Genomic DNA, 13,368 nt, shown 5'->3' on the forward strand with positions numbered 1-13,368 from the left:
CCCGGGAATGTATTCAGAAAAGGGCCGGGATTATCGCAAAAATGCCCCTTCGGGTGAAGCAGATTACAGAGTCGTCAGAAAAGACACCCCATAAAGTCCACCGAAGCCAGGACGTCCGTCCGTCTTATCGGGGCCTCCCATCACCCGCGCTACGCGATAGCGATGCAGATTTCGCAGTACATCGGCCAGAGCAAAGGTCTGCTCCTGCGGACCGGCTAACTCACGATGCAGTGCGGGCAGCCGATACCAGGGCGCCGTCGGGCGTTCGTGATGCGCGTTATGGTAACCAAAATTGAGGACCAGCAGGTTAGCCAGTACTGACTCACCCAGCGGATTAGAAAAGGTATGCTGGCGCTCATACTCAGCGTCTGGCCGTTCATGCCCCTCTACCGAGCCATACACCACATCGTAGGTATGCTGGTGCATATCCATCAACCGCAACACATGAATCATCAACAACTGAGCACCCACGTATCCGGCCGCTACGGCTGGCTGATAGACGATCAGGAGCGCAAAAATACTTAAGCGCAGGATCAGCATCGTCCCCGTGTAAACGCGCAGGTGACGGTAGTCACTGAACACAAAAGGGGCCACCATCACCAGTCCGTGCATGATGAGATCAACCGCCGGGATATAACACCACTCAAGGCTCTCGACGATTCTGCGAACCAACGGGTATCTTTCTAACCAGGCGCGATAGTCGACAGCAACCACGTCGGTGCGCTCAACATGATGACGCATGTGTTTCCGTCGCAACTCGTTGTATTCGCCGTAACAGGCTCCGGTGAGAAAGGCCAGACACCGACCCAACCTGGCGTTATGACCCGGATGACGGAACAGAGTCTGATGCGTCAGATCATGGATAAGGTAAGCACTGACTATCAGGCTATGCCCCATCATGAGAACACCCAGGCACCAGCCTGCCCAGCCGCTTGTCGCCATCAGCAACACTGAGACCACCAGAGACATCAGTATGTAAAAAAGCAGCAGGAGGTTAGGCCAGAAAGCATCTGCGTGACGCAGAGCCGACCATTGAACGGGGGGTAACAACGCCAGCGGATTCCTCATAAACCCTCCACGGTGTGTCACAGCGTGATTCACATCAGCACTTACTCTCAGAATACCCCCAAACGCTCAGCTTTGGTGTAAAGTCAGCGAAAATGCCACTTTGTCCGTAAACCGTGAACCGTTTCGTTACCCATAAACGCCTTGGCCTGCTGCGGCTGTCGATGGCGATCGTCTGGCTGCTCTTTCTGCTCTGGCTGCCGCTCGCTGATTTTCTCGTTCCAGCGGGCGCCTGGTGGACGCTTGCCGGCTATCTGCCTGTACTTGCACTGACACTCTGGCAGGTGCGAAGCTCCGGCGTGCATCAGGATCTCCTTCTTGCCAGCCTGCTGGCCGAAGCACAGCTGTTTACGCTACTGCTGTATTTCACGGGTGGCGCCACCAATCCGCTGATTTCTTACTTTATGGTCCTGATGGTGGTTGCAGCCTACTGTCTCAAGGGCTGGAAAGTCGGCGTCGTGGCGATGCTGCTGGTTATCGATTACAGCCTGCTGACGCAGTGGCATCTGCCACTTGCGACCTCAACGCACACGGGTGACGCCCTGTTTGACTGGCACCTTGCTGGCATGTGGCTGACCTTCGTCATCAGTACGCTGATCATCGCCGTCATCGTGCCGGTACTGATGCGCGACCGGCACCTGCATCAGCAGGAGATTCAGGATCTGCGTGAACGTCAGTTAAAAAACGAACAGCTGATCGGTATCGCGACACTGGCGGCAGGCACTGCTCATGAAATGGGCACACCCCTGATGACACTCGGCATGCTTCTGGATGAGCTGGAGCTACAGAATGGCAACGCGGACGCCGAAGACGTCGCTATGATGCAGACTCAGGTTGAGCGCTGTCGACAGAGCCTGCAGCAGCTGGCCATGGCAGGCCGGCATGCGTACCAGCATTCAGAACATGACGCTGGCGAGTGGCTGAACAGGCAGCTGCACCGTTGGCGACTGAGTAAACCTCAGGCACTCTGGGAGGCCGTTGAAGAGAACGGACAAGCGCAGATAGCAGCCTCACCCTTGCTTGATCAGGCGCTTCTTAATTTACTGGACAACGCAGCGGAGGCCGGTGATCGTCCCGTCCGCCTGTGCTGCCGCACGACAGACACGCACTGGGAGCTGGATATCATCCAACCGGACCCTCAGGCGTCAGCACATATCGATGACGAAGCTCTGTTTGCCAGCGCCAAAGAACACGGCTTAGGCATCGGCATGTACCTGAGTAACGCCAGTATCGAACAATTTGGAGGAACACTTCACCTGCGGGCTCAGGAAGACGGTAGCAGCGTCTGTCATCTGGTTCTGCCAAGGCGGAAAGAAGGATCTCAACAATGACACTCTGCTATCTGATCATCGACGATGATGAACACTTCGGGCAGGTGCTGAAGCGCAGCCTGGAAAGGGCCGGGCATACCTGTCATCACATCTCCCACCCGGAGTCTCTGGCAAGTATCACTGATACGCCGGATCGCATTGTGCTGGATCTGCGTCTGGCGGACAGCTCGGGACTCGATCTTATTGCAACCCTGAAACAGCATTGGCCAGACAGCTCCATCGTGATGCTGACAGGATACGCCTCGATACCGACAGCGGTTGAAGCGGTCAAAGCGGGGGCAGATAACTATCTGCACAAGCCCGCCACTCTGACCGACCTGCAACGCGCATTTGAAGACTCCTCAGTGGATCAGACGACGGGCAGCGTCATGTCTGTCGACCGCATGGAGTGGGAGCACATACAGAGGGTTCTGAATGAGCATGATGGCAATATCTCTGCCACGGCACGGGCACTCAATATGCACCGGCGGACTCTGCAGAGAAAACTGCAGAAGTACGCACCACGTTAACGGCTCAGCTTTGCCCGAAGTAGGAATCCTGATCGAAGGTACTTAACCAACGGGGGTGAAAGCTGACCATACCGGCGATAAACATTCCGTTGACCACACCTTCGGGAAACATCATCAGAGGCAGATACCGCAGCAGGTCTTCCCAGACGGTATTCAGATCCCACAACCCCATATGTACATACCAGCCGCTCAGAATCAGAGCGTAGGCAGCCTGAGTGATACCCGCATTCAGAAAACCGGCCACCAGAATATATACGAACGGATTGTGTGCCATGCGCCGGTATACCTGCAGGTAAAACTGCCACGTAATGAATACAGGCAGTGCGCAGCCAAACAACAGGGAAACGCCGAGATCTTCCAGGGAGACCTTCCCCAGCAGATAAACTCCCGTCAGGATAAACCCGCAGGCGAGTATCGCCAGACGCCATCCCATCAGAAGTGTCATACCTGTAACACCCAGAATGTGGAAATGCAGACCCGGTTTTATTCCAGCGTGCATCAGCCACAGCCCCGTCACGATAAGAACAGCACCAGCGAAGAAATGATGAGTGCCGGGACGACGACGGAGTGCCTGCCAGTTGATCGTGGAGATCACATAAATAAGCAGGCCGATGGCAGCAACACTGGCTATCAGCCCAAGGAATGGCTGATTTCCCAGAAACAGCATCAGTCGATCAGCTCGATGGAGAATAACAGTGCGTCTTCACGACCTGAAGGCGTCGGATAATAACCTCGACGGCGTCCTGTTTCAGCGAAACCCAGACCTTCATACAGCAGAATAGCGGGCGTATTTGACGCTCGCACTTCGAGAAACAGGCAGGTCGCTCCGGCGGCCTGAAGCTTGTTCATCATCATGCTGAGCAATTGCTTTCCGAATCCACGACGCTGAAATTCAGGCGCGACGGTAATCATCAGTAACTCTGCTTCATCGAGGACAAGAGACACCACCGCATGAGCAAGATGCTGGTTACCCTCTTCCAGAATCCAGACCGCGTCTTTCTTCTGCAGATATCGCAACATGATTTTTTCTGACCAGGGGTACGCATGCGCAGCCCGCTCAATCTTCATAACTGCTGCCAGGTCGTCGGTATCAGCAACTCGAACGTCAGCCATCAAAGCTCCGGAAGATGTCTCAGTACCTGCCACAAGGCTCGCTTATTGTTCGCGGACGTCAGAATGGCCTCGACGCCCTCGGCGTGAAAAGCCGGAGTTACCCCGGCTCTTTCCATCCAGACCTTAGCTTCCCGTCCCAGCGTAATCACGTAGCTGACACCCTGATCTTTCAGGAACTGCCATTGCGCCCCCAATGCCTGCAGTGCAACCGGCGTACTCTGATCTTCATGGCGGGATTCAATAAAAGGCCAGCGGAAACTCACAGGCTGAGGAATAAAATCCTGAGGCTGGCGCATGCCCGACATCACCCGATAAATCAGTCGCTGAACCGCCTCGGTGTTCTGAGCACCATCCACTACCCAGATACCCTGAGAAGAAACACGCATAAACTCCAGCCTGAAGCGCGGAGGTGTCATATCTGCAGGCATTATAGGTTCTGGCGGCGCCTCCGGCGAAAGAGGAGCCGCCTCTGCAGCAGTATGCGGCTCTTTCTGTACGGGAGCTATGGTTGTTGCAGGTACGTCTGGCTGCTCATGATGAACCATTGGCTGGCCAACCCGCATCAGATCAGATGCAGCAACAGGCCGGGCGTGTTCAGAGCTCGCCAGTGAGATATGCTCGTGACGTTCTGTCCCCTGCTCGGGCAACCAACGAGGGGCAGGCGCATGAGGCAGCGGAGATCTGGGCACCCAGACTCCGATACCCATGGATCTCAGATAATCGACACGGCGTTGCTCAAGCACTCAGTCAGACACCGTCATTCTGTGGGTGGGTGCGCTCAGAGGCAGAAACGAGCATGTTCAGCGCGTGGATATACGCCTTGGCAGATGCCACTACGATATCGGTATCCGCGCCATTGCCATTAACGATGCGCCCTGCTTTTTCCAGACGAACCGTCACTTCACCCTGAGAGTCTGTCCCCTGAGTAATCGCATTAACGGAATAAAGAAGCAGGCTGGCGCCTGACTGGGCGATGTTCTCGATCGCTTTCAGCGCAGCATCGACAGGGCCACTCCCCTCTGCACGGCTGCGATGCTCTTCTCCCTTACGGGAGACCACCAGTTCTGCAACAGGTGTCTCACCCGTCGCTGAATGGCACTCCAACGACACAAGTCGATAGACATCAGGAACAGACGCACTGACGGTTTCACTGACCAGAGCCTGAAGATCTTCGTCGAATATCTCATGCTTCTTATCTGCGAGGTCTTTAAAGCGGGCAAAAGCCTCATTCAGCGCCGCATCGGTATCAAAAGTGACACCGAGCTCCTGCAGGCGACTGCGGAAGGCTGCACGGCCAGAGTGTTTACCCATGACCATTTTATTTGCGCCCCAGCCGACGTCTTCCGCCTTCATGATTTCGTAGGTTTCACGGTGTTTCAGAACGCCATCCTGGTGAATGCCGGACTCGTGGGCAAACGCATTGGCACCGACAATGGCTTTGTTAGGCTGAACAGGAAAGCCGGTGATGCCGGACACCAGACGGGACGTCGGCACGATATGCGTGGTGTCGATCCCCGTCTCAATATTAAACAGATCCTGACGGGTACGCGTAGCCATCACAATTTCTTCGAGCGACGCATTACCGGCACGTTCACCAAGGCCGTTGATGGTGCACTCTACCTGGCGGGCACCGTTCTGAACCGCAGCCAGAGAATTAGCAACGGCAAGGCCAAGGTCGTTATGACAATGCACTGAGAAGATTGCTTTATCGGCATTCGGAATGCGTTGAATCAGAGTGCTGATTGTCTGTCCAAACTGCTCTGGTATGGCATAACCGACGGTATCCGGAATGTTAATCGTCCGGGCACCCGCATTAATGGCTGCCTCGATGATGCGGCAGAGAAAATCAATCTCAGAACGGCCCGCATCCTCACAGGAAAACTCCACGTCTTCGACCAGATTACGTGCTTTCGTAACCGCCCTTACTGCCTGTTCGATAACAGCATCCGGCTCCATGCGAAGCTTGTACTGCATATGGATTGGAGAGGTGGCGATAAACGTGTGAATACGCGCGCGTTCAGCCAGCTTCAGCGCCGCAGCCGCCTGTTCAATATCGCGATCAACAGCACGGGCAAGGCTACAAACGGTACTCTCTCGAACGGCAGCAGCCACCGCCTGAATCGCCTCAAAGTCACCTGGACTGGCCGCAGCAAATCCTGCCTCCATGACATCCACGCGCATCTTTTCCAGCGCCTTACCGATGCGTACTTTTTCTTCTTTAGTCATAGACGCGCCAGGGCTCTGCTCGCCATCGCGCATGGTGGTGTCAAAAATAACCAGACGGTTGTTCTGGCTCATGGGAGGTACTCCGGTGCCGGTGAATCAGGCCTTTAGTATACGCCTGATCACCGGACATCGCAGCAAGAGGAGAGATTAACGGATAGGTGTTGCAGTCAGGTTAGCCTGGATATCAGCGTTCTGAACAACAATCCCCTGAATCAGAGTTTGTGGAGTACTCTCTGGCGTCGCTGCCAGAGACAGGCCGTCAATATTCAGCTGTTTGAAGTGCAGGCGGCCGTATACTGCGAAGCCAAGTGCATCATCCTGTACAAGGTTGCCAGCCTGATCACGAACAATGGTCGGCGCAACGTCAACAGCGATATCGATATTCAGGCCATACTCGTTGGTCTGCGATCCGTTAGTGCCGGAACCCGGACCATCACTTGTGCTGAAATTCTCAAGCGCGATAGTCGTGCCGTTAGGCTGAGTCCACGAGAAACGGTTACCTTTACCGGCATAACGAGCGTCAGTGCCATCATCTTCAGCAAAAATAGCTTTTACTTTAATGTTCAGGCCCTGCTCACCGCGGTCAATGAACACACCATCTTCTGAGTTAATAATTCCATCGCCGTTGCTATCAGCACACCCTGTACCGCCGCCATTCAGGCTACCGTCAATACACACCTGACCGGCACCACCAGACGCCACAGACAGAGTAGTGCCATCTTCGAGACGCTCAAGCGTAAACGAACCGAGGCTCTTACTGTCATCCGCATATTTGCTTCCGAAGCGTACATCACCGACTTCAATACGTGACCATGTCAGGCCCTTATTAAAGGTCAGACCATCTTCTGTCACCGTCAGGGAGGCATCACGCATGTGAATGTCGTAATTGGTTTCTGTCAACCACACACCACGCCCGTACTCATCAACGGTGACCGCCGCATTAGCGTCCGAAATATACAGGTCACCATTAAGGGTAATACCCTGGCGATCGTTAGGGTCGGTTGCGTTCACATCGCCCGGGGTCAATGTAATGGCACCATTGAGTGTAAAGTCATACGACGGGAATACTTCCAGCGCGAGCAACAGCTCTGTACCACCCATCAGTGGGGCTTCCTCAGCTTCGTTGCCAATAACGTTGCCTTCAGCGTCCTTAATATCACGTCCGACGGTCACACCAGAAAAGCTGTAAGAGCCTTTGACGTTCTGGAATGTAATGCGAAGACCATCGAAGTAACCATCGTAGTCGTTACTATAAAGACCGTTAGTACCCGGGTTATCAGACTGCTTGGTGATATCAACGTAAGCGCGGCCTGAGCCATAACTATTAAAGCCATTGAAATACACCCAGTTACCATCATCATTCATTGCGATAAAGGTATTCAGGTCACCCGGGCGGTTGTAACTACCGATATCATCGGTTTCCATAACAGGATCGTCGGATACGATATTCCAGCTTATATCAGCAGTAATACCATCACCATCCAGACCGCCTGCACGGAACTTCATGTAGTTTTCACGATATTCCCCGTCAGCGATACCATCACGAAAATGAATTTCCCCGCGGAAGCTACCCATCGTACGAGAAAGCCCATTCAGATAGTCTTCCTCAGTGCCACCAAGGATGAAGTTGTCCAGACTGAACGCCAGGTCAAAGTCCTGATACCGAAGAGCGAGAAGTGAACCTTCGTCGTCGCTCTCGAGGTCGAGTGTGAAGCCATTCTCAGAGCTGAATGTTCCGGAGAAATCTTCAGCAAGAATAATGAAACCATCGTCAGTGTATTTGAACGCTGGCGTATCGTTTGATGCATCTGCATCCGCGTTGTCATCATTAATCAGAGTCAGACCCGGAATAAAGGTGATACCTTCACTGCCAGTCGCGCCGCCACCGCGTAAAGTAATTGAGCCGTAAGCGTCCAGGCTGATATCCAGGCTACCGAATGCTTTGTTCAGAGAACCATCTGCAGCGAAAGGATCGTTACCCAATCCGAGGCCTACACCGCCAACGCTGTAATCAAAATGAAGACCTCGGTTGGTCTCGTCGCCAAGATCAAGCATGACGCCCTGATCGGTATTGATCAGACGGCCATAATTAATGAGAACTGACAAACCGAAGTCAGTCAGAATCCAGTCATAATCGCCGTCTTTAAAGAACAGTCTCGAGAATTCTGTCTGATACTCAGTGCCAGAGAGGTCAATATTACCTTCGTCATCGCTACCAATTACCAGCTTCAGGTGATCGGAATAGGTGCCTTCAAGACCAAAGAAGTTGTCATCATCGCCAGAAAGACTGATACCGGCCATGTTGAAGGTCCGCTCATCGCCAGTCACTTCGTAGATGAAATCACCATCTTCGTTCACGTCAATAGTGCTCAGCGTGTGAAACGTGCTGGCGCCATTTGCCGCCGTATATTCAGGCTGGATAAACTGCAGAGACACTCCATCATCGGTGTATGAAATTTCACTGGCTGAGAATGACTCGGTATCCTGCTCAATGGTGATACCAGCCTGGCCTGTCACCTGAGCCATATGATCATCATTCAGGGCCTGGAGGGCCGATACGTTAGACGCCGCTACTGCCAGCGCAAGAGCGCTTACTTCAGGTATAAATTTTTTCATAATCAATCCACCGGAAACAGTAACAGATTGCCTTTCAGGGTGATGTCGCCATCGAGCTGAACCCCGATGATATCCGTCTGGCGGAACGGTGTGCCGTCTGCCAGTGGAACCCCATACTCGCCATTGTTGGCTACGGCGTACTTAAACTTGAAGTTATTGAAGCTCACGGTACCTGGTAGCCCGATTACCACGACCTCATCGTCAACGTTTTCCAGACGCGGCTCATAGGTAGTGGAGCCATCAGGCATGTAATCATAATTCATCGCCTCGCCGGCAGGCTTAGTGCGGAGTGTCAGGCCTTCAAAAGCAAAACCACCCGAGAGATCATCGAGGACATACCAACCTTCGGAGCTCTCGTTAAGCTTGATCGCAAAGCGCAGACCACATACACCGTTATCACAAGCGTCGGTCTGAACAGGCGTCAGGTTGCCGTTGGCATCCCGCGTATAGCGATAGCGTTCACCATTTTCCCACAGTGGACCGCCATCTTTGTTGATAGCAAATTCGCCCGAAAGGTAAACCCCACCCTGACCAGAAACATCAGACATTTCCTGCTCGGCCATGGAGGTCATTTCAGCCTGGGCGCTTAAAGAAGCCCCCAGCAGAAGAGTGACAGCAAGTTTGGTTTTTAGCATTGTTATAACCCCATCAACTTTCTGAGCAGCAATCAGATATCACGGCTGGTGACTTTAAGGTACTGAGAGCGAAGCCCGTCTACGGTAATACTACCAAGATTTGAGCCCGCACCGGTACCTACCTGAACATTACCAACGTAGATAAAGCTCTTCGGCGCATTCTCATAATAACTGTTATAGAACTCCTGCATCGCAGCTGGATCAGACGTGTCTACACCGATCGCTGCCGCATCTGGTTTAACCAGTTCAAACTCGAAGTTACCGTCAGAGGTAACGCCGAATTTCATTGGTTGAATCTCGCCGTAGCCCAGATTAAGGCTCATAGCGAAGTTATCCAGATACAGGGTTGATTCCGCAGTCAGCGTGGCGTCGCCCTCACATGCTTCACCACACACATTGATATTCATTTCTTTTGCGTAAAGGTTAAGGCTCAGCTCACCATTCAGCTCTGATTGACCATTCTCATCAGGGCGGGACCAGAGACGGAAGTGCGAACCGTCGAAGTAAACGCCCTTCATATCGATATCGAGGAAATCGGTACGCTCAGTGACATTGCCGTCCTGATCCGTAGAGTTAAGGGTGAACGCAAACTTAGAACCGATATCCAGGCCACCACGGCGTGTTACACCGCTGCCAAGGGCTACCGATACAGAAGCAATACCGTCACGGGTCTCTTGCTTACGTGCAATAAGGCCTGCTGTACACTCAGAGGAACTAAGATCAGAACCACAAAGTACGCGGAAGCGACCGATATCGCGCACGCGCTGGATGTAGGAGACACCAGTTGAGCTGCGATCTGGGTCGTTATATGCCTCAGTCAATGCCTTGATCTTATCGACATAGGCATAAAAATCTTCATCATATTGATCAACGCTGGCATTATAAGTACGTTCATCTGAGGAACAGCTGGTATTGAATAAACCACAGTCCGCACGCTGACCTAACTTAATCTCCCCTCGCTCGTCGTCGTCGAGAGTATTGTTATAGTGAAACGCCATGTCATTGTAACTACCCTCAGAGACCGCCTTAGCATCATCACGCTCCTGTTCTGCCACACCGATATAACCAGTAGCACTGGCATCGTCAATAATCGTCTGATTAATCTGAACCAGATTTGTGTAGCGGTTATCAATTTCTGTGCGATCCGCCTGATAGCCTGCAATTTCGGCATCAATCTTCTGCACTGCAACGCCGTTAGCTCCAGCGCCCGTGGTACAGCCCGGCTGGCCCCATACACACCCCTGATACAGAGAGAACTGTGAATAAGGCACAATATTCTCTACCGGGTTGTCGTACTGATCAGTCGCGAGTTCGAGCAGTGCGATATCAGAACCAAAATTCAGGTAATCTGCATTGTAAGAAGCATCGGTGTCAGCAAGCCCGCGGCTGCCGCGCACAGACTGAAGTACCCATGGATGAAGTACACTACCAATCTGACCTGCTACTTCGGTAGTACCGTTGTTACTACCCTCGCCCATGATATAGAACTCGGTCCAGGCAACGTTCACTTCACTACCATCTGAGCTTTCAATACCCGTGACGGTAGTGACTGCGTCATCTACATTAAACACGAAATTTTCGAGCGCCATGCCCAGACCTTCGCCCGTGGTTTCGCTGAGTGATGCGTCATCCAGCGCCACCAGGTCTGCCTGAGCAGAAATTGCAGCGGCCAGTAAAGCAGGAGTTAAGAATAAAGCCTTGTTCATAATCAGCACCCCTTCAGCTGGCCAACACAGGTAGCAACGCGTTCCTGACCGTTTGTTGCTGTGTACAAGTCAAGGTAAAGTGGATAGCGAACATCCTCACCGCCTCCCGGGCCAGCATACTGAGCCATGTTCAGGTATGCGCCACGTTCTGTAAGGACGCGGTCTGCCGAATCAAGACCAGAAAGATCTTCCCAGGGCACCGCTTCCGTCTGCAATGACACGAAGGTACCGCTGGCAGCACCGCCTTCTTCAAAACCAACACCTTCCTGACCCACGTAGATACTTTGGTAGAGCGTAGTACGGAAACACGCTGGAGTGCCTGTCACTTCACAGTCATCGGCAACAGTCAGAGTTGGAATCAGACCTGCGATAAAGCCGCTGTCATCACTTTCGAAACTGCGACCATTTGGAACACCGGCCCACGATGCGCGCTTAAGATATGCCTCGCCGTTACCCGCAGTACCACTACCGTTAGATGCATCCAGCAGATCGATCTGCGTATAAATTTCTGTGCTCTGAGCAAGCGAAAGCTCAAGACAGTTAAAGCCATCGAGCCAGCTATCACAGTTCTGCTCATATACAGTGGCGACAAGACCACGAATCTCACCCTGGAAGCGACCAGTCAGAGAAACGATCTCGCCAGAGAGCCAGCCTTGAGCCTGAGCAAAACCAATACGTACACCGGCTACTCGACGAACGCCGTCTTCGACCTTATAGGCAAGCTCGATATAAGGATCGCGAATCATGAAAGGATCGATTGTTGCCTCAGCTGCGTTGCGATAGTTCTCAACACGACCAAGCGCAAAATCGTTGATGATGATGTCAGCTTCGTGAACGACGGGATTGCCATTGGCATCGTAAATGATGGTGCGATCGTCATTCAGCACAGGAACAGTACCGTCCTGATATGCCGTACGCTCAAACTCACCGACTTTCAGAGTATCTGCCGTGGTGAGCGTCTCGATATCCAGGCCGAGGTTCACCTTAGTAAATTCGTATTGACCAGCCCAGTCACCAGTACCCTGGTTGTAGGACGTAGCGTCAACCTTAATGAACGCCTGACCATTGATCTCCGACATCTCACGATCGGAAATCGCTTCAAGGGCAGAAACCTGCACTGCAGCGGCCAGAGTGGCAAAAGCCATTGGATACATCATTCTCTTGAACACTTCAGGACCTCGCTTTGTCTCGAAGGCAAGTAGCACCAGAACATTCGTTCATTATAAGGCGGAATCGCCAATGGGGCGGTGACAACTTGTTTTTATTATTAAGTACTTGTTACAGGACAGCATATTCACCTGAGATTTTGCTTCAAGGACATTTGCGGCAACGCTGCCTGTCTTTACAGCAAACGGACATAAATGTCCGGCATCTCCTGGCTATCTGTTGCTATCCGGTCTAATCGACTGCCAGAGGGTAAAGATACCAAGCCTGATTGACCATGTCAGTCGCATGGGGGCTCTATTACGTTTCATTTACTTTGAGATATCAGGGCTGGCACGAGATGTTGTAAGGTGAGAGCAGTTTGATGACAGATCCGCTCGGGATAACCCCCTTGTTCCGGTTCGCCGGGGGCCTGAATATTCAGGCACTGAAAGGTTTATGGCCTTAGAAATGTTTCGATCAGACAACGAAAAACCCCAGCAGGTCACCCTGCTGGGGTTTTGAATAGACTGGGGTCGCAGGCGAGCTTGACGTGTTCGGTAAGCTCGCAATGACTGATCGGCAGGACAGCCGATCAGCACAGCGAAGCTACCCGAAGGGTTGGGCACAGGGATGTGGCCAAACGAAAAAACCCCCGACTGCGTGAGCAATTGGGGGTTTTGAATAAGAGCTTGACGATGACCTACTCTCACATGGGGAAGCCCCACACTACCATCGGCGATGCTGCGTTTCACTTCTGAGTTCGGGATGGATTCAGGTGGTTCCACAGCTCTGTTGTCGTCAAGCAAACTTGTTGTGCATCAGCCTCTTACGCGTTTTGCCGGGCCTTGAAGCATTTTCATACTTCGCACAATTAGGTTGGATACATGAGTTTTTAAGAGATTCTCTCGCGAACCGGCGGTTGCCTGTTCGTATTCATCAGTGTCTATACACCAGTTTGGGTGTTATATGGTCAAGCCTCACGGGCAATTAGTATCAGTTAGCTCAACGCCTCACAACGCTT

11 protein-coding genes and 1 rRNA gene are annotated in these 13,368 nt (G+C 52.6%); 2 read left to right on the forward strand and 10 right to left on the reverse strand.

Annotated elements, in window-relative coordinates; translation table 11 throughout:
- Nucleotides 1-63: 63 nt before the first annotated feature.
- Entirely contained in the window at nucleotides 64-1,068 is a 1,005-nt protein-coding gene (locus Q1L85_RS11620; protein ID WP_300427866.1) for a fatty acid desaturase, read from the reverse strand.
- A gap of 113 nt (nucleotides 1,069-1,181) precedes the next feature.
- On the opposite strand from Q1L85_RS11620, the gene Q1L85_RS11625 reads away from it, so the two are divergent.
- Entirely contained in the window at nucleotides 1,182-2,396 is a 1,215-nt protein-coding gene (locus tag Q1L85_RS11625) for an ATP-binding protein (RefSeq protein WP_300427864.1), read from the forward strand.
- Nucleotides 2,393-2,905, forward strand: a complete 513-nt coding sequence (locus tag Q1L85_RS11630) for a response regulator transcription factor (protein ID WP_300427862.1) — start codon at nucleotides 2,393-2,395, stop codon at nucleotides 2,903-2,905. The genes Q1L85_RS11625 and Q1L85_RS11630 overlap by 4 nt, the downstream gene beginning before the upstream one ends.
- A 4-nt stretch (nucleotides 2,906-2,909) precedes the next feature.
- On the opposite strand, the gene Q1L85_RS11635 is transcribed toward Q1L85_RS11630, so the two are convergent.
- The 9 genes from Q1L85_RS11635 to rrf form a co-directional block, all read right to left on the reverse strand.
- Nucleotides 2,910-3,572 (reverse strand): energy-coupling factor ABC transporter permease, encoded by a 663-nt coding sequence (locus tag Q1L85_RS11635; protein WP_300427860.1) that lies wholly within the window; start codon nucleotides 3,570-3,572, stop codon nucleotides 2,910-2,912.
- The gene (gene rimI / locus Q1L85_RS11640; RefSeq protein WP_300427858.1) at nucleotides 3,572-4,018 is read right to left on the reverse strand and encodes a ribosomal protein S18-alanine N-acetyltransferase; all 447 of its coding nucleotides are present in this window, start codon (nucleotides 4,016-4,018) and stop codon (nucleotides 3,572-3,574) included. The genes Q1L85_RS11635 and rimI overlap by 1 nt, the downstream gene beginning before the upstream one ends.
- Nucleotides 4,018-4,761, reverse strand: coding sequence for a hypothetical protein (locus tag Q1L85_RS11645; RefSeq protein ID WP_300427857.1), 744 nt, complete (start codon nucleotides 4,759-4,761; stop codon nucleotides 4,018-4,020). The genes rimI and Q1L85_RS11645 overlap by 1 nt, the downstream gene beginning before the upstream one ends.
- Before the next feature lie 4 nt (nucleotides 4,762-4,765).
- Nucleotides 4,766-6,316: a 2-isopropylmalate synthase gene (locus Q1L85_RS11650; RefSeq protein ID WP_300427856.1), complete on the reverse strand. Its 1,551-nt coding sequence runs from the start codon at nucleotides 6,314-6,316 to the stop codon at nucleotides 4,766-4,768.
- Nucleotides 6,317-6,391: 75 nt separating this feature from the next.
- Nucleotides 6,392-8,860: a DUF6160 family protein gene (locus tag Q1L85_RS11655; RefSeq protein ID WP_300427855.1), complete on the reverse strand. Its 2,469-nt coding sequence runs from the start codon at nucleotides 8,858-8,860 to the stop codon at nucleotides 6,392-6,394.
- A 2-nt stretch (nucleotides 8,861-8,862) separates the two neighbouring features.
- Nucleotides 8,863-9,495: a DUF6160 family protein gene (locus Q1L85_RS11660; protein ID WP_300427853.1), complete on the reverse strand. Its 633-nt coding sequence runs from the start codon at nucleotides 9,493-9,495 to the stop codon at nucleotides 8,863-8,865.
- Nucleotides 9,496-9,527: 32 nt separating this feature from the next.
- Nucleotides 9,528-11,201 (reverse strand): hypothetical protein, encoded by a 1,674-nt coding sequence (locus Q1L85_RS11665; protein WP_300427852.1) that lies wholly within the window; start codon nucleotides 11,199-11,201, stop codon nucleotides 9,528-9,530.
- Between the two features lie 2 nt (nucleotides 11,202-11,203).
- Complete coding sequence (locus Q1L85_RS11670) at nucleotides 11,204-12,346, reverse strand: hypothetical protein (protein WP_300427850.1); 1,143 nt, start codon at nucleotides 12,344-12,346, stop codon at nucleotides 11,204-11,206.
- 688 nt (nucleotides 12,347-13,034) lie between these two features.
- Nucleotides 13,035-13,150 (reverse strand): 5S ribosomal RNA (rrf, locus tag Q1L85_RS11675).
- Between the last annotated feature and the right edge of the window lie 218 nt (nucleotides 13,151-13,368).

The organism is uncultured Thalassolituus sp. (assembly GCF_950066645.1).
GTDB lineage: Bacteria > Pseudomonadota > Gammaproteobacteria > Pseudomonadales > Oceanobacteraceae > Thalassolituus.

What these genes read in the sequence shown, in the direction of transcription:
- Q1L85_RS11620 (WP_300427866.1), bottom strand. Translation starts at nt 1,068, where the DNA reads ATGAGGAATCCGCTGGCGTTGTTACCCCCCGTTCAATGGTCGGCTCTG.
- Q1L85_RS11650 (WP_300427856.1), bottom strand. Translation starts at nt 6,316, where the DNA reads ATGAGCCAGAACAACCGTCTGGTTATTTTTGACACCACCATGCGCGAT.
- Q1L85_RS11660 (WP_300427853.1), bottom strand. Translation starts at nt 9,495, where the DNA reads ATGCTAAAAACCAAACTTGCTGTCACTCTTCTGCTGGGGGCTTCTTTA.
- Q1L85_RS11635 (WP_300427860.1), bottom strand. Translation starts at nt 3,572, where the DNA reads ATGCTGTTTCTGGGAAATCAGCCATTCCTTGGGCTGATAGCCAGTGTT.
- Q1L85_RS11655 (WP_300427855.1), bottom strand. Translation starts at nt 8,860, where the DNA reads ATGAAAAAATTTATACCTGAAGTAAGCGCTCTTGCGCTGGCAGTAGCG.
- Q1L85_RS11670 (WP_300427850.1), bottom strand. Translation starts at nt 12,346, where the DNA reads ATGGCTTTTGCCACTCTGGCCGCTGCAGTGCAGGTTTCTGCCCTTGAA.
- rimI (WP_300427858.1), bottom strand. Translation starts at nt 4,018, where the DNA reads ATGGCTGACGTTCGAGTTGCTGATACCGACGACCTGGCAGCAGTTATG.
- Q1L85_RS11665 (WP_300427852.1), bottom strand. Translation starts at nt 11,201, where the DNA reads ATGAACAAGGCTTTATTCTTAACTCCTGCTTTACTGGCCGCTGCAATT.
- Q1L85_RS11630 (WP_300427862.1), top strand. Translation starts at nt 2,393, where the DNA reads ATGACACTCTGCTATCTGATCATCGACGATGATGAACACTTCGGGCAG.